Below are 22,874 nucleotides of genomic sequence, written 5' to 3'. Positions count from 1 at the left end.
TCGGCTGGCTGCTATGGCGTAAGCGGAAAATCGACGAACGCACCAACACCGAAAGCATGTTCGCATCGGCCAGCCAGATCCGGATGCCGGACACCGAAAGCAGCCTGTCGGTGCCGGTCATGGACATCAGCAGCACCGACGATTACGACGTCGGTACCGTTGGCGAAAGCTCGTTTATCAGCGACTTCACGCCTAGCGATTTCGACGCATTCGATACCGATCAAAACGAAATCGACCCGATTTCGGAAGCCGATGTCTATCTCGCTTACGGCCGCTACCAACAAGCCGAAGAATTGATGCGCACCGCGATCAGCGAACAACCGCACCGCGATGAATGTAAACTGAAGCTGCTGGAAATTTTTTACGCCAGCGAGAACAGAAGCGGATTCGTGCAATTTGTCGAAGAGCTCGCCGCGGCCGGCAAAACCGCCGACAAGACCTTCTGGAACAAGGTCAGCGACATGGCGATGGAAATCGCTCCCGATCTGCCGCTATTCGGTGGAAGCGGCGTCGCGGCGCCCGCTCCGGTCGAAACCGTCAAACCGGCACCGGTCGCCGCGCAAAGCGCCGAGACCGAGTTTTCGCTGGACGACGACTTCGCCGAATTGGATTTGGATCTCAACGCCAGTTTAAGCGACGGCCTGGATTTCGACTTAAACGATCTGACCTCCGCATCATCCTCGACTAACGATGACCTGGAAAGTCTGGATTTCGAAATCGGCACGGTCCAATCGGCCGCCCGCAAGTCCGACGCCATCGTTTCGACGCCTGATTCTCTAGACTTCGATCTGGCCGCCTTTGCCGTGGACAGCAAAGCCGTTACCGAAGCGGTCACGCCGACAACGGCTCGCGCGGAACCTGAAATCGAGAGCTTTGAGTTCTCTTTGACCGCTCCGGAAACGCCGACCGAGCTACCCCAGGACGAACCGGCTAGCGCTAAGCAGCTCGCGACCGATACCGACGATCTGGAAAGTTTCGACTTCAACTTCGATGTCGAGCAAGCGCCCCTCCCTAAACAGTCCCACAGAACACCGGAACCCACGCCGGCCGGCACGGAGCTGGAACTAGAGTCGTTCGACCTTTCGGGCCTGGAAATTCCCGCGGACAAAGCCGCCGATCCGAAACAGACGGCAAGTTCCACGGTGCCGGACAGCTTCGATTTCGACTTCGAACTGGATTTTTCCGAACCCGCCAAACCGAAACCCAAGGACACGTCGCCAACCATTGAAACCCTAGAACTGGATAGTTTCGATTTTTCCGGTTTTGAGGATAACTCTAAATCTGCCAGCACCAGCGAATCGCCCGGTTTGACGACCAGCGACGACGAGTTCGATTTCAATTTCGACTTCGACGCGCCGATCGTACCGACCAGCGCGGACGGCACGCCCGACTTAGGCGTTGCCGACCTGACCGATATGGACGAATTCGAGACCAAAATCGATCTGGCCAAAGCCTACATCGACATGGGCGATACCGAAACCGCGAAATCCATCGCCAACGATGTCCTCGAAAAGGGCTCCAAACAACAGCAAGCCGCCGCTCAAGCCCTGCTGGACGAGCTGAAATAAGGGTCTTGTCTTGGTTTAGTCGGCAATCAAGCCTTGCATAACGGCAGCTTTGTTCGCCGTTAGCCATGTCATTCTGACTTGAAATGCTCGAAAACTCGCCGGAACCAACCGTGAATCATGTTTGATAGCCGTTTCCAACGCCGCCACTAGCGCCCGGCAATCGGCGAACTCGAAAAAGCAAAACGTGCCGTGCAAATTATGCACGATCTTCCAGGCCTCTTCGTCGCGCCCCTGCTGCAGCGCGTCATCTATGCCAGCAACTTGGCCGGGCAATTCCGCGAAAAACTGTTCCAACAAATTAAACGTTAGGCGGCGGTTGTCGCCGGTTTTACGCAACAGACAAGCACCGTATTCACCGGGCCTCTCGGGCTCCAACCATCGGTCCAGGACTTGCCGCAAGTGCTCCAGCCGGATAGGTTTTACCAAATAATCGTCAAATCCGGCCGCCATCGCGGCCTGACGTTGGTCCTCGCCGGCATGAGCGGTCACCGCTACGGCCGGAACACCGCTCCAGCTCACTTCGCTAGTACGCAATTTGTCGATCAACGCCAGACCGTCGAGTCCCGGCATATTCACATCCAGGAACACGATGCGGAATTCGGTCTGTCGCAACGTGTGCCAAGCTTGCAAACCGTCGCTGGCTTCGTGGATATTGCCCGTCCAATTTTCCAGTTGTTCGCGCAACAACCAGCGATTGAGATCGTTGTCGTCGGCAATCAACACCGAGAAGTTTTGCACCACCACTGCCACCTTTTTCTTCGCGCCGATCTTTCCGCCGGCAATAAAAAACCCCGGCTTCCTGCGAAGACCGGGGTTGATTTAGCGTGAGCTAAACGGCACGATTACATCATGCCGCCCATGCCGCCCATGCCGCCCATGTCAGGCATTGCCGGAGCTTTGTTGTCGGCCGGCGCGTCGGCGATCATTACTTCGGTGGTAATCATCAGACCAGCCACGGATGCGGCGTTTTGCAACGCGGAGCGGGTGACTTTCGCGGGGTCCAGAATACCCATCGCGATCATGTCGCCGTATTCGCCGGTTGCCGCGTTGTAACCGAAGTTACCGCTGCCTTTTTTGACTTCGTTCAGTACCACGGACGCTTCATCGCCGGCGTTGGTGACGATTTGGCGCAAAGGTTCTTCCATCGCGCGGCGCAGGATGCTAATACCTACGTCTTGATCGTGGTTGATACCTTTCAGACCGTCCAACGCGGACAAGGCGCGGATCAACGCGGTACCGCCACCGGCCACGACGCCCTCTTCAACCGCGGCGCGGGTTGAATGCAACGCATCCTCCACGCGGGCTTTCTTCTCTTTCATTTCCACTTCGGTCGCGGCGCCGACTTTAATGACCGCTACACCGCCAGCCAGTTTGGCCAGACGTTCTTGCAGTTTTTCACGATCGTAATCGGAAGTCGCTTCGTCGGCTTGCGCGCGAATTTGCGCGACGCGGCCTTTGATTTGGCTTTCGTCACCGGCACCATCGATGATAGTGGTGTTTTCTTTATTGATTTGGACGCGTTTCGCGGTACCCAATTGGCTGATGTCGGCTTTTTCCAGAGACAAACCGACTTCTTCCGAAATCACGACGCCACCGGTCAGAACCGCGATGTCTTCCAGCATGGCTTTACGACGGTCGCCAAAGCCAGGGGCTTTCACTGCCGCGACTTTCACGATACCGCGCATGTTGTTGACCACCAACGTCGCCAAGGCTTCGCCTTCGACGTCTTCGGCGATGATCAGCAAGGAACGGCCTGATTTGGCCACGCCTTCCAGAATCGGCAACATTTCGCGGATGTTGGAGATTTTTTTGTCGTACAACAACACGAAAGGATCGTCCAGTTCGACGCTCATGCTTTCTTGTTTGTTGATGAAGTACGGTGACAAATAACCGCGATCGAATTGCATACCTTCGACGACATCCAGTTCGTTGTTCAAACCGGTACCTTCCTCGACGGTGATAACGCCTTCCTTACCGACTTTTTCCATCGCTTCGGCGATGATCGCGCCGACGGACTCGTCGGAGTTGGCCGAGATGGTGCCGACTTGTGCAATCGCTTTGCTATCGCTGCAAGGGATGGCCGCTTTCTCGATTGAAGCAACGGCGGCGGTTACCGCACTGTCGATACCGCGTTTCAGATCCATCGGATTCATGCCGGCGGCAACCGATTTCAGGCCTTCGTTCACGATGGCTTGCGCCAGTACGGTGGCGGTGGTAGTACCGTCGCCGGCGACGTCGGAGGTTTTGGACGCCACTTCTTTGACCATTTGCGCGCCCATGTTTTCGAATTTGTCTTTCAATTCGATTTCTTTCGCGACTGATACGCCGTCCTTGGTGATGGTCGGGGCACCGAAGCTTTTGTCAAGAACCGCGTTACGGCCTTTAGGGCCCAGGGTGACTTTTACCGCGTTGGCCAAAATATTAACGCCCGCGACCATCAATGCACGGGCATCGCCACCAAATTTTACGTCTTTTGCTGCCATTTCTTAATTCCTAAAAATGAGTTTGAAATCAATGTGGTGTGTTAGGCAATCCGGGATTAACCCAGGATACCCATGATGTCTTCTTCGCGCATGACGATGTATTGCTCGCCGTCGACTTTCACTTCGGTACCGGAATATTTACCGAACAGCACCTTATCGCCAACTTTAACCGCCATTGGGCGCACTTGACCGTTATCGAGCGGTTTGCCGGCACCTACCGCCAACACCTCACCCTCGCTCGGTTTTTCGGCCGCGGAACCGGGCAACACGATGCCGCCGGCGGTTTTGGTTTCTTCTTCCACGCGTTTAACGACTACACGGTCATGTAACGGACGAATGTTCATCAAGGTCTCCTCAATATGGATAAAGTTAAAGTTACAAGTTAAGAAACGTTTTAAAACTCAGCCCCGGCGATCCGAAGGACCGGCTTTTAAACCGCATCCGAGTTATTAGCACTCTCTATCGACGAGTGCTAATAATATCCCGCTTTTGCACTCTGTCAAGCTCTTTGGCATCATCTGGTCCTTGCCGACAGCCTTACAAGATATGAACGACGAACAATTACTCCGCTACAGCCGTCAGATCATGCTGCCGCAGGTCGACATCGCCGGCCAACAAAAACTACTGTCCGCCTCGGTGCTGATCGTCGGTGCGGGCGGGCTTGGCTCGCCGGCCGCGATGTATCTGGCCGCCGCCGGCGTCGGCAAACTGGTGGTTTACGACGACGACCAAGTGGACTTGAGCAATTTACAGCGCCAGATCGCTCACGACACCGCCGATATAGGGTTGGATAAAGTGATTTCAACCCGAGCGACCTTGAAAAAGATCAATCCGGGGGTCTCGGTAGAGGCCCACAAGGCCAAACTGGCGGGAGACACTCTGACGCGCGAAGTTGCCGAAGCCGACTTGGTACTGGATTGCAGCGATAACTTTCCGACCCGTTTCGAGATCAACCGCGCCTGCGTAACGGCCGGCAAACCGCTGGTGTCCGGCGCGGCCATCCGTTTCGAAGGTCAAATCAGCGTATTTACACCGGGCCGGGACGACAGTCCGTGTTATAACTGTTTGTACCAAAACGACGGCGAGGAATTGCAAAACTGCGCCAGAAACGGCGTGATAGCGCCAATCACCGGCATCGTCGGCAGCATGCAGGCGCTGGAAGCGATAAAACTGCTAGTCGGCTGCGGCAAGCCGTTGACGGGCCGATTACTACTATTGGACGGTTTAACGATGGAATGGCATGGCATGCGCCTAAAACGCAACCCGGCTTGCCCAACCTGCGGCAGCGTTTCACACCGATAGTCGCAAAAAAGCCGGGTTGCCCCGGCTTTTTCGATGCGCCTAACACTTATTTGCCGATTTTATGCCTGACCATTTCAATGATTCTGGCAACGTTGTTCAACAACGCCGACTCGCTATCGCCATGCGGCTCGATGTCGCCGAAAGGCTCGCCGTTTTTCATCGTATACATGTAAATAAAGTACCCTAGCGGCGCGAATGCGAACACGGCAATGATCAACATCAGCACCATCAGCTCGATGACTCCACCCATAACTACCTCCGATTGTTTTGTTTTTATTTTTCTAAAATAAGGCCTTAGGCCTCGATTCGGACTATAACCCTATAATTACCGGGGAACAAGCGCAAATTTTCGCCAGCCTCAAGGAAGCCGATGCCCATTAGAAAACGACCCGCTAAAGCCGGTTCACCCTCCGCCGAAAAAACCGTTTGGCACGCCGTCGCCGAAGATCGACTGCTCCGCGAATTGCGCGTCAACATCGGTCAGGGCCTGGCGGCCGAGGAAGTCGAAAAACGCCTAGCCGATTACGGGGCTAACCGATTAACGCCGCGTCGCGGCAAGGGACCGGTCCGGCTATTTTTGTCGCAATTTCACCAACCGCTGGTTTACATCCTGCTGCTGTCCGGAGCGGTTACCGCATTCCTGGAAGAATGGGTGGACAGCAGCGTCATCTTCGGTGTGGTAGTGGTCAACGCACTGATCGGCTTTGTTCAGGAATACAACGCGATCCGAGCCATCGACGCCCTGGCGCGCGCGTTAAGCGTTGGCGCCACGGTGTTGCGCGACGGCCAGCGCCGCGCCGTCGCCGCGCCGGAATTGGTACCCGGCGACATCGTCGTGTTGCAGTCCGGCGACAAGGTGCCGGCCGACCTGCGCCTACTACGCATCCGCGATCTGCAAATCGACGAATCGGCCCTGACCGGCGAATCGGTGCCGATCGAAAAACGCCAGATGACGCTGGCCGACGAAACCGCGCTAGCCGACCGCGCTAACATGGCGTATTCGTCAACGCTGGTCACGTTCGGCAGCGGCGTCGGCGTCGTCGTCGAAACCGGTGACCGTACCGAAATCGGCCGAATCAACCGGATGATCGCCAGCGCCACCGAGCTGGATACGCCGCTGACCCAAAAAATGAGTGAATTCAGCCAATGGCTGCTGTGGGTCATCGTCGGCTGTGCGGTGCTGACCTTTGCGGTCGGCGTCTGGCGCGGCGAATCGATGCTGCAGATGTTCATGGCCTCGGTCGCGCTGGCGGTCGGCGCGATACCGGAAGGCTTGCCGGCCGCGATTACGATCACGTTGGCGATCGGCGTATCGCGGATGGCCAAGCGCAACGCCATCGTCCGCAAATTGCCGGCTGTCGAAACCTTGGGCAGCACCACCGTCATCTGTTCCGACAAAACCGGCACGCTGACCCAAAACCAGATGACGGTACAAGCAATATACGCCGGCGGCGACTATTTCCAGGTCGGCGGCTCCGGCTACACGCCGGACGGCGAGTTTCGCCACAACGGCCAAGCGATAGACTACCTAAGCTATCCGACACTAATGGAATGCCTGAAGGCCGGCTTATTGTGCAACGACGCCCGTCTGATCGCCGAATCCAACCACTGGCGCATCGAAGGCGATCCCACCGAAGGCGCGCTGCTGGTGGCCGCACGCAAGGCCGGTCTGCGCCATGCCGCCGTCAGCACCGCCCATCCCCGCCTGGACGCGATCCCGTTCGAATCGCAACACCAATTCATGGCAACGCTGAACCATGACCCGACGACCGACAGTCGGCGGATCTATGTAAAAGGCGCCTTGGAAAGCGTGCTGGCCCGCTGCGACAGCGCATTGGACCCCCATATGCAGCCGGTCGCGCTCAACAAGGAGCGCCTGATTCGCCAACTGGAAGAGATGGCCGAACAGGGCCTGAGGGTATTGGCCTTCGCCCGCCGCGACCATCAAGACGACGCGCTGGCCCACGCCGAAGTCGCCGGCGGCCTCACGCTGATCGGCCTGCAAGCAATGATGGACCCGCCCCGGCCGGAAGCGGTAGCCTCGATTGCCGCCTGCTACCGGGCCGGCATCGCCGTCAAAATGATTACCGGCGACCATCCGGTCACCGCGCTGGCCATCGCCAAGCAACTCGGCATGCGCCAGGCCGAGCGGGTGATCAGTGGCGTTGAGTTGCAACGGCTCGCGCCGGCCGATTACCCTGCAACGCTAGCGGCCTGCTCGGTTTATGCCCGCATCGCCCCGGAACAAAAGCTGGCACTGGTAGAAGCGCTACAATCGGCCGGCCACGTCGTGGCGATGACCGGCGACGGCGTCAACGACGCCCCCGCGCTACGCCAAGCCAATATTGGCGTGGCAATGGGCATGGGCGGCACCGAAGTCGCCAAGGAAGCCGCGGCGATGATTTTGACGGACGACCACTTCGCGACCATCGAAGCCGCGATCGAGGAAGGCCGCGGCGTGTTCGACAATCTGATCAAATTCATCGCCTGGACCCTACCGACCAATCTCGGCGAAGGCTTGGTGATAACGGCCGCAGTGTTTGCCAACGTTGCCCTGCCGATCACGCCGGTGCAAATTTTGTGGATCAACATGACCACCGCCGTGTTGCTGGGCTTGATGCTGGCCTTCGAACCCAAGGAACCCGGCCTGATGCGGCGCAAGCCGCGCAACCCCAATCAACCGATCCTGACCAAGCATTTGGCATTCCGGATTTGCTTGGTCGGGGTGCTGTTGTTGGCCGGCGCGTTCGGTTTGTTCGAGTGGGAATTGAGTCACGGCGAACCGCTCGCCAAGGCCCGCACGGTCGCGGTCAACGTTTTTGTCTTCGGCGAATTGTTTTATTTGTTCAATTGCCGCTCGTTGCGCTATTCGATGTTCAAGGTCGGGGTGTTTTCCAACCCCTGGGTGATATTCGGCGTATTGAGCATGATAGGGCTGCAACTGCTATTCACCTATTGGCCGACCATGCAGACCTTGTTCGGCAGCGCGCCGATCGGCAGCGAGGAATGGTTGTTAATCCTCGCGGTCGGCTGGGTGATTTATGCAATGGTGGGGCTCGAAAAATTAATCTGGCGCCGCTTCAACCCCGGCTAAGCCGGCGGCCGACAAGGCCGCCAGCAAGGTTTCCAAGCCGCGTAGCGCGGCTCGCCGCGCGGCCTCGTCGTCTGGGCGATTGGGCTCGGCCTGCGCCCGGATGATGGCACCATCCACCGCAATCGCCGCCGCCTCGGCCAGACGGCCGCGCATCGGGCCGTCCGGCAGCAAGCGGGCTATGACCCGCTCCATATCCTGTTTATGGTCTCGACAGATCGCCACCACTTCCGGCATCGCCCCGCCTAACTCGGCGACGCTATTGATAAACGCACAACCGCGAAACAACGGGTTGTCGAACCACTCCGCCAGCGCCAAGCTTACCGGCGCCAGGCCGCCACCATCCCGGCCGCCATGGCGGGCCAGCGCATCCTCGAACCACGCCATCCAACGCTGGTGGCGGTAATTCAAGAACGCCAGAATCAAATCGTTCTTGCTAGGGAATTGCCGGTAAAACGTCACCTTGGTCACGCCGGATTCGGCGATGACTTTGTCGATGCCGGTGGCGCGGATGCCGTCACGGTAAAACAGATCGTGCGCGGTCAGCAAAATACGCTCGCGCGGCGGTTTATCGGCTATCGATGGACTCTTATCATTCATGTCGGCGATTGTAGCGCGGATTGCTGCGCCGACGTTTCGACCGAGCCCAATCACGACGCCAGTCCGGCCGGATCAAAAGAACGCGTTAGCCGGAACCCGACGGCAACTGCGATGGGTTCCGTAACGAATCGTTTCTCCGCCACGCGATACCGGCGTTCAACCAGCCGGCGCAGGCAAGCAAACTCTTATGTTCGCCCACTTGCGCGTAGGGTTCGCGATGCACTATTCGAAGATTCAGGTTAACTTCGACGGACCTTCCGCCGAGACAGCCGATGGATTGTTAACGACGACCTACCAGCCTTCTTGGTCGGTTTCTTTCCAGACGGTTTCTTCCCAAAATCTATAGCGCGGCCAAGGCGGCTTGGGCCAGCACACAGGCTATCCACAAAAAACCGATCGTCGAAACGACGAACGAAGCTGCGGTATAAACGCGCCAATGCGCCTTCCGCCAAAAATCGGTATCGAAGGCGGCGATGGTAAATACGGTCGGATTGGCGAAGCCGCCGATAGCGACGCACCAGCAAGCCACTATCGGCAGATCGATGCCGATGCCGTAAAAGCCCAAATTGAATAAGGCCATCAAGGCGTAATCCACATGCGCCCGAATCATGGTTTTGTAATCCACCAGAAACTTGCCGTCGACGCCTTCGATCGGAAACCAGCGAGCAAACGTCATCAACCACGCCGACAATATCAACGCCAAGATGCAGGCAGCCGCACCCAACAGTAATACACTCATCACAACCTCTTTGTCTGATTTGAAAAAATACCCTGTTCTGATTCAAGACCTATCCCGGACGCGAATCTCGAAAACTTACTTACCGGTAAGTTAATTTATTGTATATTGATCGGTAAGCAAGCTGTCAAACGAGAAATTGGCCTTATCGTATCCGCCGCCCTTGACCGCTTGGCAAATTGGACCGACATAACATCCGTATGGCAAAAAACCTACAACAACGCTTGCTCGACGCGGCCACCGAGCTATTTTACAGCCAAGGTATCAAGGCCACCGGCATCGACGCCATCGTCAAATTGGCCGGCACCAACAAAATGACGCTGTACAACTATTTCTCGTCGAAAGACGAGTTGGTGCTGGCTTTTCTACGCAAGCGCGATGAAGACTTTACGCACTGGTTCGTCGAGCAACTCAACAACAAAGCCGAGCATCCCAAGGACAAGATATTGGCGATTTTCGACGTGATCGAGGATTGGATGTCGGTTCCGAGTTTTCGCGGCTGCGCCTTTATCAATGCCGCGGCCGAATTTCCGGTAGAGGGCAATCCGGTCCACCAGCTTTCCGCCGAGTTTTACGACAAATTCTCGGCCTTCATCAGCGGCCTCGCCGCGGCATGCGGCATCGTTGGCCACGATAGTCTGGCAACGCAAATCACGTTACTGGTCGAAGGCGCCATCGTCTCGGAACAAATGAAACGCCATGCCGGCGCATCGCGGCAGGCCAAGCGAGTGGCTGAAATTTTGATCGCCACCTACCAACAGGCGTCCGCCATACCAGCGGCAGCCAACCACAATCAAACCAGGACTAACGAATGACCGACTTTTATCACGAGGGGAGCCGGCGCTTCCAAGATCGTTTCGAAACTCGCGCGTTGGCCGACCGCTTGCGGGAAGCGATTGTGGACACGCAAATCAGCCCGGAAGACCGGGAGTTTATCGAAGCGCAAAACATGTTTTTCCTGGCAACCGTCGACGAAGCCGGCCGGCCCAACTGTTCTTACAAGGGCGGCGCCACCGGCTTCGTCAGGGTCTTGGACGAAACGACCATTGCCTTCCCGCTATACGACGGCAGCGGCATGTATCTGTCCGCCGGCAATGTGTCTATCATTCCGCATGTCAGCTTGCTGTTCGTCGATTTTCAACGTCAGGCACGTTTGCGGTTCAACGGCGACGCTTATATCGAAGTCGACGATGTTCTGCGCGGCGAATGGCCGGAAGCGGAACTAGTGGTACGGGTGACCCTTAGAGAAATGTTCCCAAATTGCCCGCGCTACATTCATAAAATGACGCTGGTCGAAGAATCGGCTTTCGTGCCCAAAGCCGAACGAAAAGCTCCGGCGCCGGCCTGGAAACACTTGGCTGCGGTGGCCGACGTATTGCCGCCGCGCGATGCGCATTTGACGGGAGACGAGACGGATTTGGCGGCGGTATTAAATCGAACCGAATAAAGAGCTCGCGGGAAAGTTGTTCAAGATCACTTAACTCTGGAATACCGAGCCTCATGTAGACAAATCAGTCTACATCCTGATACGATCAACCTGTAGACAAAACTGTCTACCCTGGCAATTTTCCTTATCCGGAGCACATCATGGAAACCAAACCGCCTTTACCCCCCTTTACCGCCGAGTCCGCCGCGCAAAAAGTGCGGATGGCCGAAGACGCCTGGAACAGCCGCGACCCGGACCGGGTCGTGCAGGTTTATACCGAGGACAGCCGCTGGCGCAACCGCGCCGAGTTTCCGGTCGGTCGGCAACAGATCAAGGAATTTTTACAGCGCAAGTGGGGCCGGGAACTGGATTACCGGCTGATCAAGGAGTTGTGGGCGTTTACCGACCACCGCATCGCGGTAAGGTTCGCCTACGAGTGGCACGACGACACCGGCCACTGGTTCCGCAGTTACGGCAACGAGAATTGGGAGTTCAACGAATACGGATTGATGCAACGCCGCTTCGCCAGCATCAACGATTTGCCGATCAAGGACGGCGAGCGCTTGTTTCATTGGCCTTTGGGCCGGCGCCCGGACGATCACGCCGGTTTGACCGAATTGGGATTGTGAAGCCGATCGGTCGCGGCGAATGGCGGCGGCGCCAATAAAAAGGGGCGGATCAATCCGCCCCCTAGAACAAAAAAAAATCAAACGCGGCTTAATGGCTGACGTCGACCTTGCCGCCTTTAGGTTGACCGATTTCGCCCAGCATGGTGTTGAACCAGTCGGTGTCGATATTGAAAGGTTTACCGCCTTTGATACGCGGGAACTCGATCGCCCGCAACACATTGCCCTGGTCTTCGTCGTGGCCGATCACGCCGGATTCGCGGCGGAACGCGCATTCGACCGCTAAGTCGGCGCAGGATTTGATCAAGCGCATATCGTCGATATTCGACGCGGCGGCACGGGCGAAGTAACCGGACTTTTGCACCAGGGTTTTTTCGGCGCCGACCATCTGCGAGAATTGCTCGCCGAACCATTTGCCGGGGTTGACCGCATCCAGCTTGATATGGCCGAACGCGTCGCGCGGCACTTCCTGACCTTTAGCTTGCATTTCGGCGACGATGGACTCGACGCCGGCACCTTCGGATACGAAGATGTTGACGCAATCGACTTTGTCCATGACTTCGCGCAGGCGAGCGGCTTCGGCTTCCAGGTCGATCGCCATTTCCGGAACGAATACCGCGTGGACTTCGTAGGACGCGCGGCTCAGCCCCAATTCCGGCAGCCACTCGGCTTTATCCAGCAATTTGCGGTATTCCTGGGCGGTCGCGGCGGTCAGCCAGCCGCAGTTGCGGCCCATCACTTCATGGACGATCAGCATGCGCGGGTTGGCATTGTTCTCGGCCACCACATTCATGAAATAACGCGCGCCCTGCTCGGCGGCGGTCCAGGCACCCAGCGATTGCTTGATCGGAAACACGTCGTTGTCGACGGTTTTCGGCAAACCGATCACGGTCAGACCGTAGTTGTTCTTTGCCAAAAACGCCGCCAGATCGGCCGCCGCAGTATTGGTATCGTCGCCGCCGATGGTGTGCAGAATATCGACGCCGTCCTTGATCAATTGGTCGGCCGCGACTTTTTGCGGATCTTCGCCTTCCTTAACCAAACCGCGTTTGACGCAATCCTTGACGTTGGTCAGCTTGACCCGGCTGTTGCCGATCACCGAGCCGCCGAAACGTTGCAGCAAACCGGCTTTTTGGCGCACTTCGGCGGTCACCGGATACGAATCGCCCAACAACAGGCCTTTGTAACCGCCCCGGTAGCAAATGATTTCGATGCTGGGATCGATTTCGGTGTAACGTTCGATCAGGCTGCCGATGGCGGAGTTCAGGCATGGCGCCAAACCGCCGGCCGTAAGGATTGCGACTTTTTTGGGTTTGTTCATGAGCGTGTTGATGGTTATCGGTTGAGAAAGTGATGGTACTCGATGCGGAATCCGCATTCGCGGCGTTTGGATGTGCTTAGGCCCGCGCGCCGCTAGGCCGGCGATTTTAGCACAGGCCCCGACCGAAGCTGAATCAGGAAGTGATGCGGGGGTCGTTAACTTGCCGGCCGTTTTGGGCGACGAAGACCAGGGATTGCAGATCGGCTTGAGAAGCGTCGGTCAGCAGGGCCGAATAAGTGACCGGTTCGGCATCGGTGGTGGTCAGACTGATCTTGGTGTACTGCCCGCAGTCGCTGAGCGATAACGACAGATAATCGCTCAGCGGCGCGTTCCGGCCGGTCGCCAACAACTCGGCCAATGTCAATGCCGACTTGCCGATCCGCCGAAACCGGCGCCTACGGAAGGAAAGATCTGTCATTTTGGGCTGCCCCGCGCGTTTCAAACTGAGAATTCCGCCGCTTGTCGATTCGACCCGGCGGTCGGAACAAGTGGGAAAAGCCAGCTTAATGTTCTAGCGAATTCCGGCAAGTGTACCAAGGTTCAAAACCGGCCCGAGCAGCTAATCCGGCCCGGCAAGCCAGTCGTCCACCAAACCGCAGAAGGCTTGCGGCGCCTCGACATACAGCCAATGCCCGGTATCGGGAATTTCGGAGACGCTGGCGAGCGGAAACAATCGACCAATCGCCGCGCGATCGAGGTAGCGGGACTTGCCGCCGCCGATAAACAGCACCGGCCGCGAATACGCCCGGCCCTCCGCGTCCGGGAAGCCGACGATGTGGTGGGCGTTATCCCGAATGATGTCCAAATCGATGCGCCACTGGTAACGGCCATCTTTCAGCAACAGGTTTTGCAGCAGAAATTGCCGATAGGCCAGATCGGGAATGCCGTCCGCCAAGGCCTCCTCGGCCTGCTTGCGGTTAACGATGCTGTCCACCGGCACGGCCCGCAACGCGTCGATCAGCGCATCGAAATTGTGTTGGTAGCCAACCGGCGCGATATCGGCAACGATCAAGCGATCAATCCGTTGCGGTTGGTTCAACGCCAGCCACATCGCCACCTTACCGCCCATGCTGTGCCCCAGCAAATGCACGCGATCCAATCCCAAATTGTCGATAAACGCCGCTAAATCGGCCGCCATGCTCGGATAGTCTAGCAGCGTCGCATGCGGCGACGCGCCGTGGTTGCGCATGTCCAATACATAAACATGGTAACGCCGCGCCAGTTGTTTGGCGACGGTCCGCCAATTGCGCGAGGACGCCATGAAACCATGAATCAACAAAAGCGGCGTATCGCCTGGTTCGCCGTAACTCTCGTAGGCCAGTTCGAGCGTCGTCATGCGCGTCTCAGGCAAAACCGAACACGGCGCCGAGCACCCCGCCGAATACACCGCCCCACACCACCAACCAACCCAAATGCCGCTTGATGATGCCTTGCACCATGTCCTTGACCATTTTCGGCGTCAATTCCGCCAAGCGATTGTCGATGACGGCCTCGATCTTGCCGGTCAAATCCTCGCCGATGCGGTGCGCGTTCAAACCTTGCCGTAGCGCTTGCTTGAAGCGGTCAGACTCGGCCATTTCCTCCAAGGTCAGCCGCATCTTATCGGTAAACGGTTGCTTCAACGGTTGCAGGGCTTCCTCGCCGCCCATCATCAACAGCATGCCGCCAAACGACGAATTCATGATGGACGCCACCAAACCTTCGTAGACCTTGTCGTAATCGACCGCATTCAGCAACGGCTCCAGGTTCAACACCCGGCCGCCTTGGGCTTCCTCGCGCTCGATGAATTGTTCGATATTCGCGACGGTAAAAAACTGTTCCATCATCAAGGCCTTGATCGACGCCTTGAACTCCTGAAAGCGCGCCGGAATGATGCCGGAGCCATACAAAAACGGCACTTTCTCGAACAACATATGAATCGCCAGCCAGTTGGTAATCGCCCCGGAAAACGCGAAAAAACCGATAGCCTTCAAGGTTTCGGGATAGTAGGGACTGACATAGCCTGCGACGATCACCACCAACGAAATAAGGTTGGTTAGAAAGCTCTGGTTCAATAGTCTTTTCATGCCGATAAGCCACAACGAAGTCAGTGATAGCCGGCTATTTTAACCGTAATTGCAGCCAGGAGCGACGAGGGGCGGACCGAATGCCCCACGCCGTGTAGGATTGGAACGCCAAATGGCGTGAAGAGATTAACCGCGAGCGTGGCGTACGTCGATACCGTCCAGCATGAAAATCAAGTACTGGGCAATATTACGGCTATGCTCGCCGCAGCGTTCTAGCGCTTTCATCATTTGCATCACATCCAGCGCGCGGCGCGTCATCCTGACGTCCTTCAGCACCAGGGCCAACTGGTGGCGTATACCTTCCTGCAACTCGATTTCGTAATCCCTGTCGTGACGCAACAAGGCGTAGGCCGGTTCGGTGTCGCTCTGCTCCAACGCCTGAATCAACTTGCTCAACATCAGCCTGATCAAATCGCCGATCTTGATAATGTCGGCCAGTAGCTTGGGATTCGGGTCGCTGGTATCCGGATCGTATAGCACCGTGATCAATCGGGTGAAGTCCGCAAGCTCCTCGCCGATTTTCGCCAGCTCGACAACGATTTTCGAACTGGAAATTGCCGTGCGCAGATCGTTAGCCACCGGGCAGCGTCTGGCGATCAGCGCCAAGACCTCGTTGTCGATTCGAGTTTCGCAATGTTTGACCTTGCTGGCACGCGCCAGTACCTTCTCCGCCAAATCCATATCGCCGGCGTCCAGTGCCCGCATCGCCTGTTCCAACTGCCGCATCAGCAGTTCGGTCATTGTCAGCAACAAGCTGTGTAACTGCTGCAATTCATCGTCGAATGCCCGCACAGTGTGCGCGCCAGTCGCGCTCTCGCTCAAAGTCGTCATCGTTCGCCACTCGTAAAACGGCCCAAAGCCGGAAATGCCTGACTGTAAGCCCAACAAGTTACAGGAATGTGACAGGACCGCTATCCGGAACAACAATCCCCGTAAGCCGAGGCGGACAGCCAAACCAATAACATCGTAAAAGGTTAATGAGGCAGCCGGTTTGTGCCGGCGCGGATGGAACGACGCGACATTGCCCGTGTTTAGCGCGAGCGGTCCTTCCGTCCGCCAGACCGAGCCAATAACTCATCGCGCCGACGATTCGACCAGAGCCCGATCAACAAGACAAACTACGTTACGCTTACGGTGTTAGAAACTTGGATTTTGGCCAAACGACGGGAGTTATCGGGGTTTGCCGCTGGCGAACCACTATTGCCACGGTTCGTTCGGCCAGAAAGCGCAAACCCAATCCGCGCCTGACGACCGAACCGGGTTTGCTTACGGCCAAGGATTACGCCGCGGCGACCGCGCTGCCTTGCACGGCCTGCAAGAACTCTTGCACATCGGCGTCGATCAATTCAAAGCCCAGACGTTCGCTAAAGCGTATTTCCTTGGGGGTCGGATTCTTGCGCATAAACCAACCTTTCGGCTCGGCGGCGGAATAGACGATGTCGCTCATCACCATGCGCTCGGAGTCGCGGTTCAGCGGCAAGCCGATCAGCAGATATTTCTTGCCTTTGCGGTAATCCTTCAAGAAATCCGGAATCGCGAAGCCGCCCATTAGCTCCGTGATGTAATCGACATAGTCGGCATCGGAAGCGACATAGTTAGCTTCGGGGCGTGGCGTGCCCATCGGCTTAAACAGTACCGGCAACTTCTTGTCGACTTGTTCTTGCGGGATTTCGAAATAGCTGGAGCCGTCGTAATGGTAAATTCTAAACCGGAACGCGGTAGCGGTAATCCGAGCGACACCGACGACCAAGGTATGCTCTTCGTCGGAATAGCTATCCTGCAACTGGGTGTCTCGGTTGATATCGATGACGTATTTGGGCCGCCATTCGGCCAGCCAATCGTGCAGCGCCGCCCGAGTGTATTGGGCATCGCCGTAAGTTTTGTCCAGAAACTGGGTCAGAAACGAGCGGCCGCGCTTCAGTTCCTGGTTCATCGCGGCGCGCGGAAATTCGTACATCAATTTCGGCGCCATCGGTTTGCCACCGTTCATCGCCAGAATCAAGCTATCGCTATCGGCCGGCATGGGCTCGCGAGTCAGTTTGTTCTGGGCGTCGAACACCACGCCAGGTCCCAGATAAGGTATGACTTGATTGTCGTACAAGCCGCTCAAGATTTCGGAAAAAACACTGTTCGACATATTGCGCCCCATGTAAAAGAAGGTGAAGGATACCGGGGTAAAGCAAATTTCAATCCAATTTTACCGGCGCCTCGCCAGCCCATGTACGGCAAGGCATCTGGAATTCGGCTGCCGGCCGCCGGCTGGCAACAACCGTATAAAATTCAGTGGTTTTGTCGGCTCTGCTACAAACGAGGCAAAGTGAGTGAGTTAGAAACTAGTCCAAACACAGGTACCCATATCGGGTGGGGTAGAGCATGGTTTCGAATTGGGGTACGCACAAGCCTTTTTATCTACGCGGTGGAAGCAATTTATTTTCAACTGCTCCGCGAATGCCCTGGATTGTTTTCAGGCTTTTCGACAACACTTCAAATCATTGTTTTATATGGCGTCCCGGAGACGATTCGAACGTCCGACCTGTCCCTTAGGAGGGGACCGCTCTATCCTGCTGAGCTACCGGGACTTAGACCACGAATTTTAACACAGCCCTTTTGATTAGGACTTTTGTTTTCGGATTTCCACCCGCTCCAGGGAGGTGATGAAATACGACAGCTTGGATTGACTTTTGGATGACAGACTCTCGAAGAATCCACCGATTTGAACCTTGCTGGAACTCTGCCCTATAGGCTTGACGAAACGGACGATCAAGTCAAAATCCATCGCGTAATCCTCAAACTGAATCTGGCACCCCTTGATTTTGTCACCGCGTTGGACCCGCGCCCTATTGGCGGGAATGTTAATGCCGGCACCGCCGCGCGACAAATCGAATAAATAACCGCCGATCGACATGCCGGTGCGCTGGACAATGCCGTTGAACGGAATTTCCAGAGTGGCAATCTCCAAGCGCGGCGAGCGGCGGCGTTGCGGATAAAAAATACGGTCCGGAAACGGTGCCTTGTAATAGCTGATCCCGCGCATATGGCCGATTTCGATCGCGCTCAGATTGAATGACAAATGAATGCCCTTATGAAAGGTCGATAACTTTAGCGACCGGCTGCGCAATAACAAATCATTGCCGTGCTTGGGCACGAGTTCGTCGAGAATGATGGCGTTTTTATCGAGCTTGACGCCGAGTATCGAAGAACTGAAGTCTTCCTGACAACCTTCGATTTGTATCGTACACAATGGCGATCCAGTCTCGATTTCGGCCAGCAATTTGGCGATGCGATCCGGGTCCGTCAAAAAATTCGGATTTTCGAACGCGAAAAAATCGCTGTCGTCCGATTCCGGCGCCGGCTCATCGGATTTGGCAAACCATTGCTTAAGTTTTTTGAGCATGTAAAACGACCCTACCTTGTAAGCGGATTTCAGTCTACACCGAAATCAAGGCATGAGAAAACAGCTCGCTCCGCGTCGAACCGTCCGGGCCGTAAGTGGCGGCCAACGGCGATTTGCCGCGCAAAATTTGCAGGGATCGTTGAGTGTGGCGACTGAGTAATGCGATGCTTGCGCCGTTTTGCTCGTTGATGGCTTTGCATTGCCGAGAAACCGCCACGATTTGCCGCCAAAGATTCCACGCCTCCAGCACGCTCAGACCGGCGGCCTTGGCTTTGACGAGGTAGTTTTTGACACCATCGCCGCCGACGCCGAGTTGTTCGGTGGCCAGCACTTGGCCGAATTGACGGGTGAATTGATCGAGTTCGGCCACCATCTCTTTTTTCTCGGCGGCGATGCGGGAGATGACATCGGGATCGGCGGCCCGTCCGAGCTGTTCGGCTTCCGCTTTTAACAGCTCGAACAATTTTCCGGTAGCCTTATGGCCGTGAATCAGAAGTTTTTCGGCGATGGGGAAGGTTTTCTCTATCATGGCGTCAGGAACTGTCTGGTAATTTATCCTCGAATTGCATCATTTTGCGAGCAATTCGCTCCGGGTCGAACGAGTAAGTGCCGGATTGCAGCGCCGCGCGAATTTCGGCGACGCGGTCTTCGTTCACGGCGGGCGAGGATGCACTGGTCGCGGCGGCCTCGGCCAAGCCTTGCGCCGTCGCGGTAATGTTGACGGTATCCGTGTCCAGCGCGCTCGCCGACTGGTCTTTGTTGGCTTCGACCAGATCTTTCGCGGCCGTTTTTGCGGGCACCACCGTGCTGAAAGCTTTACCATTGATGGATTCGATAGCCATGGCGACATTCCTAAAAGAGTTTTATCTGGAGCTGTTAGCGGCATCATCATAAATTCCTTTAGGCATCGGTCAAAAATTGACCGTCACTTGTCCGGAACCGACCACGACGGCCTGGATCACCCGTTGCGACGACAGGTTTTTGACACTGATTCTCTGGCCTTCGGTGCCATCGTTCAACGCAGTCCCCATCGCGGTAATCAACATCCCGAACTTGCCCGACTGTATGTTGACCCGCTCGCCGCGTCGGACCAAGGTCGGTTCGGCATAATGTTGACGATTCAGCACGCTGCCGGCGGGGATATTGCGAACCGCTTGTTTGTCGACCACTTGGCTGGCATCGGTCACATAACCGGCCTGCATCATGCCGGCATCGCGGATTTCGAAATTTAGATACTCGGCACGAATCACATCGTTGCGGCGCAACGACTTGTTGAGGATCGCGACCTGTTTGAAGGCCTTGACCATAGCAACGCTGTACACCGTCCAGCCTTTATCAGCCTGGCAACGCACACCAACGGTATTGCGCCCCGGCTTGATCTCACCTGACTGGGCGAAGGCCTGCAGCGGCTGGGCACACATCGGTAGTTGCAAGCGCGGGTCGATCTGGGCGACGACCACTTCGTAGCGGCCGCCAGGCTCCAGCGCGGCGCCGACAAATTGGGTCACGCTATCCCGTATCTCTTGCACCGGCTGGGTTGACGCGGCGGCCACTTGCCCGGCCACCAACAGGCTTGCTATCGCTAAGGCTTTCATATTCGATTGTCGGTTTTTTGACTATGCCGTCAATCCAGCACTAAACATGCCAGCATTTTTTAAAGTAAACCAAGGCAAAGTCGCTATAATTTTGGAACACTGTCATTCCAGGGGAATTTTATGGCCGGAGTCTTAGACGGCGTCGATCAGCGCACTAAATTGGCGGGACACAACCGTTTCGAACTGCTGCTGTTTAAGCTGACCAGCCAGCAACGCTTCGGGATCAACGTCTTCAAGGTTCAAGAGGTTATTCAATGCCCGCCGTTGACCCAAATTCCCAATTCCCACTCCGTGATTTGCGGCGTCGCCCATTTACGCGGCAAAACTATTCCGGTCCTCGATCTTTCGATGGCCATCGGCATGCGCCCTTTGACCAGAGATGCGGGCTGCTACGTGATCGTGACCGAGTACAATCGCTCGATTCAAGGCTTTCTGGTCGGATCGGTCGATAGAATCATCAATATCGGCTGGGAGCAGGTCAAAGCGCCACCCACCGGCACCGGCAAGGAAAGCTACCTGACCGCCGTCACCGAAGTGGACGGCGAGCTGATCGAAGTGATAGACGTCGAAAAAGTGATGAAGGAAGTCATTGGCGGCCGGGAAGAAGCCGCCGCCGAAAACATTGAAGTCGACATCGCCAGCAAAAACGACCATATTCTGGTCGTCGACGATTCCTCGGTCGCCCGCAATCAAGTCAAGCGCGTGTGTCAGCAAATCGGCCTGGAGTGTACCCTGCTGAAAGACGGGCAGGAGGCTTGGGACCATTTGAGCGATCTGATCGCCGACGGCGTCAAAATCGAGGATCGTTACGCGATGATTATTTCGGATGTGGAAATGCCGCGCATGGACGGCTACACGCTAGCCACCAAAATCAAGGCCGATGCCAACATGAAGCACATCTATCTGATCCTGCACACCTCGTTGAGCGGCGTCTTCAATACCTCGATGGTACAGAAAGTCGGCGCCAACGAATTCCTCGCGAAATTCGACCCGGATGCCTTGCTGGATTCCATTCAAAAGCAACTTAAACATCAGCATGCCACGCACCATTAACGCCGACCGTTTCCCGGCGTACCACGCTTGACTTCCAGCATGTCCAATCTTATCGGTTCGGCCGGCGGCGAGCCGAATTTAAGCTCGGCCGCTTACCAAAGCATCTGCGAGTTCCTGGACCAGAACTGCGGCATCGTGCTCGGCAACAGCAAGCAATATCTCGCAAAAAGCCGCTTGCTGCCGTTGCTGGTCAAGTTCGAATTAGCGGATTTCAACGAACTTGCTCAAGCCCTGCAATCCGCCGCGTTTTCCTCCGCCAAACTAAAAAGCGCGGTCATCGACGCGATGACCACCAACGAAACCTACTGGTTTCGCGACGACAAACAGTTTTCCGACTTTAAGGACCGGGTATTACCGGAGTTACTGAACCAAAAAAACGGTAGCCTGCGGATTTGGTCGGCGGCGTGTTCTACCGGTCAAGAACCTTACTCGCTGAGCATCTGTGCGCTCGAAGTCCTGCGCGGCACGGGTAAAAACCGCAATATCCAGATTATCGGTACCGATATCTCCGAAACCGTGCTGGCGGACGCCAAACGCGCGGTGTATTCCGAGTTGGCTTTATCGCGCGGCGTGGACAGCGCCACTCAAGCCCGCTACTTCCAAAAGAGTTACGAAGGCTACACGCTCAACGACGACGTCCGCCAACTCGTGCGCTTTCAGCAATTCAATCTGCTTAAATCCTTCGCCGCGCTCGGCCGTTTCGACGTGATATTTTGCCGCAACGTGTTGATTTACTTTTCGGACGCGGTGAAGCGTGACATTATTGGCCGCATGGCCGAGAACTTGGAAACCGGCGGCTATCTGTTTCTGAGCAGCACCGAGTCAATGCCGACCGGTCTCGGCGCGTTTGAACCCGTTCGCAACGGTCAATCAACCTATTTCAAAAAGCGCGGCTGAACCGGGCTTTGACAACCGACCCCGATATCGAGCAGTACTCGATGCACGGGCAGGTTGCCAAACGGCGGCCAGCGTCCAGGCTCGACGGATTCAAGCCAACCGGTATTACTCCCAAAACCCTATTCTCCGCCACACCACCGGACCCGAACCATGACCGACGACGAAATCCCGACCGAAAGCCAGCCCACCAAGCGCCATTTCGGCATCGAACAAACCGTATTCATCCTGCTGATCTTGCTGTCGCTGGTGGGCATTTTTATCACCGACTTCAACCCCGACGACGGCTACGGTTATTGGCTGGCGATGGTCTTCGTGTTCGGACTGCTGTCGATTTTCGTGGCCCGCCTGCGCGCCAAAAGCAACGAAGCGGATCTGGGCAAAATCGTAAAAGCCCAGGCAATGCATTGGCTACATACGATAGTCGTCGTGGCCGCCGCATCCATGTTGAACAAATCCGGCCAAATGGTCGGCGTCTCAAGCGATATGCTGATCCTGCTGATATTGGGCCAATCGACGATGCTGGACGGATATCACATCGGCTGGCAGTTCAGCCTACTCGGCTTCTTTCTGGTCGGCTGCGCATTAATCATCGCTTTCTTCCAGCCCTTCATGTGGATTTGCGCCGGACTGGCGGCTCTCGTCGTCGCCGCGTCCTTCATGCGCTCTCGCGTCGATTGATAGGCTTCCCCGAACCGGACGCCCCCACCGCCCACCGC

General features: G+C 56.3%; 25 protein-coding genes and 1 tRNA gene. 9 read left to right on the top strand and 17 right to left on the bottom strand.

Annotated elements, in window-relative coordinates; translation table 11 throughout:
* Positions 1 to 1,568, top strand: a 1,568-nt coding sequence (locus A1355_RS00630; protein WP_331710094.1) for a FimV/HubP family polar landmark protein, incomplete at its 5' end; no start/stop codon positions are given.
* A gap of 15 nt (positions 1,569 to 1,583) precedes the next feature.
* Here the strand turns inward: A1355_RS00630 and A1355_RS00625 are convergent.
* The 3 genes from A1355_RS00625 to groES form a co-directional block, all read right to left on the bottom strand.
* A complete protein-coding gene (locus A1355_RS00625; protein ID WP_064023969.1) occupies positions 1,584 to 2,318 on the bottom strand; it encodes a response regulator in 735 nt (244 codons plus the stop codon).
* A gap of 92 nt (positions 2,319 to 2,410) precedes the next feature.
* Positions 2,411 to 4,051, bottom strand: a complete 1,641-nt coding sequence (gene groL / locus A1355_RS00620) for a chaperonin GroEL (RefSeq protein WP_064023968.1) — start codon at positions 4,049 to 4,051, stop codon at positions 2,411 to 2,413.
* Between the two features lie 56 nt (positions 4,052 to 4,107).
* Positions 4,108 to 4,395 (bottom strand): co-chaperone GroES, encoded by a 288-nt coding sequence (gene groES / locus A1355_RS00615; protein ID WP_064023967.1) that lies wholly within the window; start codon positions 4,393 to 4,395, stop codon positions 4,108 to 4,110.
* A 202-nt stretch (positions 4,396 to 4,597) separates the two neighbouring features.
* Between groES and A1355_RS00610 the strand changes: the two genes are divergently transcribed.
* Positions 4,598 to 5,353 (top strand): HesA/MoeB/ThiF family protein, encoded by a 756-nt coding sequence (locus tag A1355_RS00610; RefSeq protein WP_064023966.1) that lies wholly within the window; start codon positions 4,598 to 4,600, stop codon positions 5,351 to 5,353.
* 46 nt (positions 5,354 to 5,399) lie between these two features.
* On the opposite strand, the gene A1355_RS00605 is transcribed toward A1355_RS00610, so the two are convergent.
* Positions 5,400 to 5,603: a hypothetical protein gene (locus A1355_RS00605; protein WP_064023965.1), complete on the bottom strand. Its 204-nt coding sequence runs from the start codon at positions 5,601 to 5,603 to the stop codon at positions 5,400 to 5,402.
* Between the two features lie 120 nt (positions 5,604 to 5,723).
* Between A1355_RS00605 and A1355_RS00600 the strand changes: the two genes are divergently transcribed.
* Positions 5,724 to 8,447, top strand: coding sequence for a cation-transporting P-type ATPase (locus tag A1355_RS00600; protein ID WP_064023964.1), 2,724 nt, complete (start codon positions 5,724 to 5,726; stop codon positions 8,445 to 8,447).
* Here A1355_RS00600 and A1355_RS00595 read toward each other — a convergent pair.
* Both A1355_RS00595 and A1355_RS00590 read right to left on the bottom strand, forming a co-directional pair.
* Positions 8,418 to 9,044 (bottom strand): TetR/AcrR family transcriptional regulator, encoded by a 627-nt coding sequence (locus A1355_RS00595; RefSeq protein WP_064023963.1) that lies wholly within the window; start codon positions 9,042 to 9,044, stop codon positions 8,418 to 8,420. The two genes, A1355_RS00600 and A1355_RS00595, sit on opposite strands and share 30 nt — an antisense overlap.
* A 340-nt stretch (positions 9,045 to 9,384) precedes the next feature.
* Complete coding sequence (locus A1355_RS00590; protein ID WP_064023962.1) at positions 9,385 to 9,783, bottom strand: hypothetical protein; 399 nt, start codon at positions 9,781 to 9,783, stop codon at positions 9,385 to 9,387.
* A gap of 197 nt (positions 9,784 to 9,980) precedes the next feature.
* Here A1355_RS00590 and A1355_RS00585 point away from each other — a divergent pair, with 197 nt between their 5' ends.
* The 3 genes from A1355_RS00585 to A1355_RS00575 all read left to right on the top strand — a co-directional run bounded on the left by A1355_RS00585 (position 9,981) and on the right by A1355_RS00575 (position 11,835).
* Positions 9,981 to 10,595: a TetR/AcrR family transcriptional regulator gene (locus A1355_RS00585; protein ID WP_064023961.1), complete on the top strand. Its 615-nt coding sequence runs from the start codon at positions 9,981 to 9,983 to the stop codon at positions 10,593 to 10,595.
* Positions 10,592 to 11,227, top strand: coding sequence for a pyridoxamine 5'-phosphate oxidase family protein (locus A1355_RS00580; RefSeq protein ID WP_064023960.1), 636 nt, complete (start codon positions 10,592 to 10,594; stop codon positions 11,225 to 11,227). Before A1355_RS00585 ends, A1355_RS00580 begins: the two co-directional genes overlap by 4 nt.
* 140 nt (positions 11,228 to 11,367) lie before the next feature.
* The gene (locus tag A1355_RS00575) at positions 11,368 to 11,835 is read left to right on the top strand and encodes a DUF1348 family protein (protein WP_064023959.1); all 468 of its coding nucleotides are present in this window, start codon (positions 11,368 to 11,370) and stop codon (positions 11,833 to 11,835) included.
* An 88-nt stretch (positions 11,836 to 11,923) separates the two neighbouring features.
* On the opposite strand, the gene A1355_RS00570 is transcribed toward A1355_RS00575, so the two are convergent.
* The 11 genes from A1355_RS00570 to flgA all read right to left on the bottom strand — a co-directional run bounded on the left by A1355_RS00570 (position 11,924) and on the right by flgA (position 20,208).
* On the bottom strand, positions 11,924 to 13,153 hold the full coding sequence (locus tag A1355_RS00570; RefSeq protein WP_064023958.1) for a pyrophosphate--fructose-6-phosphate 1-phosphotransferase: 1,230 nt from the start codon (positions 13,151 to 13,153) through the stop codon (positions 11,924 to 11,926).
* A 133-nt stretch (positions 13,154 to 13,286) separates the two neighbouring features.
* Complete coding sequence (locus A1355_RS00565; RefSeq protein ID WP_064023957.1) at positions 13,287 to 13,571, bottom strand: hypothetical protein; 285 nt, start codon at positions 13,569 to 13,571, stop codon at positions 13,287 to 13,289.
* A gap of 141 nt (positions 13,572 to 13,712) precedes the next feature.
* Entirely contained in the window at positions 13,713 to 14,489 is a 777-nt protein-coding gene (locus tag A1355_RS00560) for an alpha/beta fold hydrolase (RefSeq protein WP_064023956.1), read from the bottom strand.
* 7 nt (positions 14,490 to 14,496) lie between these two features.
* Entirely contained in the window at positions 14,497 to 15,219 is a 723-nt protein-coding gene (locus A1355_RS00555; RefSeq protein ID WP_082885271.1) for a DUF445 domain-containing protein, read from the bottom strand.
* 126 nt (positions 15,220 to 15,345) lie between these two features.
* Positions 15,346 to 16,050 (bottom strand): phosphate signaling complex protein PhoU, encoded by a 705-nt coding sequence (gene phoU / locus A1355_RS00550; RefSeq protein ID WP_064023955.1) that lies wholly within the window; start codon positions 16,048 to 16,050, stop codon positions 15,346 to 15,348.
* A 448-nt stretch (positions 16,051 to 16,498) separates the two neighbouring features.
* Positions 16,499 to 17,356, bottom strand: a complete 858-nt coding sequence (locus A1355_RS00545) for an SIR2 family protein (protein WP_064023970.1) — start codon at positions 17,354 to 17,356, stop codon at positions 16,499 to 16,501.
* A 365-nt stretch (positions 17,357 to 17,721) separates the two neighbouring features.
* A tRNA-Arg gene (locus A1355_RS00540) sits at positions 17,722 to 17,798 on the bottom strand.
* Positions 17,799 to 17,830: 32 nt separating this feature from the next.
* Positions 17,831 to 18,613 carry a flagellar brake protein gene (locus tag A1355_RS00535; protein ID WP_064023954.1) on the bottom strand — a complete coding sequence of 261 codons (783 nt, stop codon included), beginning with the start codon at positions 18,611 to 18,613 and terminating at the stop codon, positions 17,831 to 17,833.
* A 34-nt stretch (positions 18,614 to 18,647) separates the two neighbouring features.
* Positions 18,648 to 19,142, bottom strand: coding sequence for a flagella synthesis protein FlgN (locus A1355_RS00530; RefSeq protein WP_064023953.1), 495 nt, complete (start codon positions 19,140 to 19,142; stop codon positions 18,648 to 18,650).
* Between the two features lie 4 nt (positions 19,143 to 19,146).
* On the bottom strand, positions 19,147 to 19,455 hold the full coding sequence (gene flgM / locus A1355_RS00525) for a flagellar biosynthesis anti-sigma factor FlgM (RefSeq protein WP_064023952.1): 309 nt from the start codon (positions 19,453 to 19,455) through the stop codon (positions 19,147 to 19,149).
* A gap of 69 nt (positions 19,456 to 19,524) precedes the next feature.
* The gene (gene flgA / locus A1355_RS00520; protein ID WP_064023951.1) at positions 19,525 to 20,208 is read right to left on the bottom strand and encodes a flagellar basal body P-ring formation chaperone FlgA; all 684 of its coding nucleotides are present in this window, start codon (positions 20,206 to 20,208) and stop codon (positions 19,525 to 19,527) included.
* A 120-nt stretch (positions 20,209 to 20,328) separates the two neighbouring features.
* Between flgA and A1355_RS00515 the strand changes: the two genes are divergently transcribed.
* From A1355_RS00515 to A1355_RS00505, 3 genes are all read left to right on the top strand, one after another.
* Positions 20,329 to 21,261: a chemotaxis protein gene (locus tag A1355_RS00515; RefSeq protein ID WP_064023950.1), complete on the top strand. Its 933-nt coding sequence runs from the start codon at positions 20,329 to 20,331 to the stop codon at positions 21,259 to 21,261.
* 39 nt (positions 21,262 to 21,300) lie between these two features.
* Positions 21,301 to 22,158 carry a CheR family methyltransferase gene (locus A1355_RS00510; protein ID WP_064023949.1) on the top strand — a complete coding sequence of 286 codons (858 nt, stop codon included), beginning with the start codon at positions 21,301 to 21,303 and terminating at the stop codon, positions 22,156 to 22,158.
* 150 nt (positions 22,159 to 22,308) lie between these two features.
* Entirely contained in the window at positions 22,309 to 22,836 is a 528-nt protein-coding gene (locus A1355_RS00505; RefSeq protein WP_064023948.1) for a hypothetical protein, read from the top strand.
* The last annotated feature ends 38 nt before the right edge of the window (positions 22,837 to 22,874 follow it).

This window comes from Methylomonas koyamae (assembly GCF_001644025.1).
Taxonomy (GTDB): domain Bacteria; phylum Pseudomonadota; class Gammaproteobacteria; order Methylococcales; family Methylomonadaceae; genus Methylomonas; species Methylomonas koyamae_A.
Note: the sequence above shows the minus strand (reverse complement) of the source record. Positions and strands in the feature narration are given on the sequence as shown.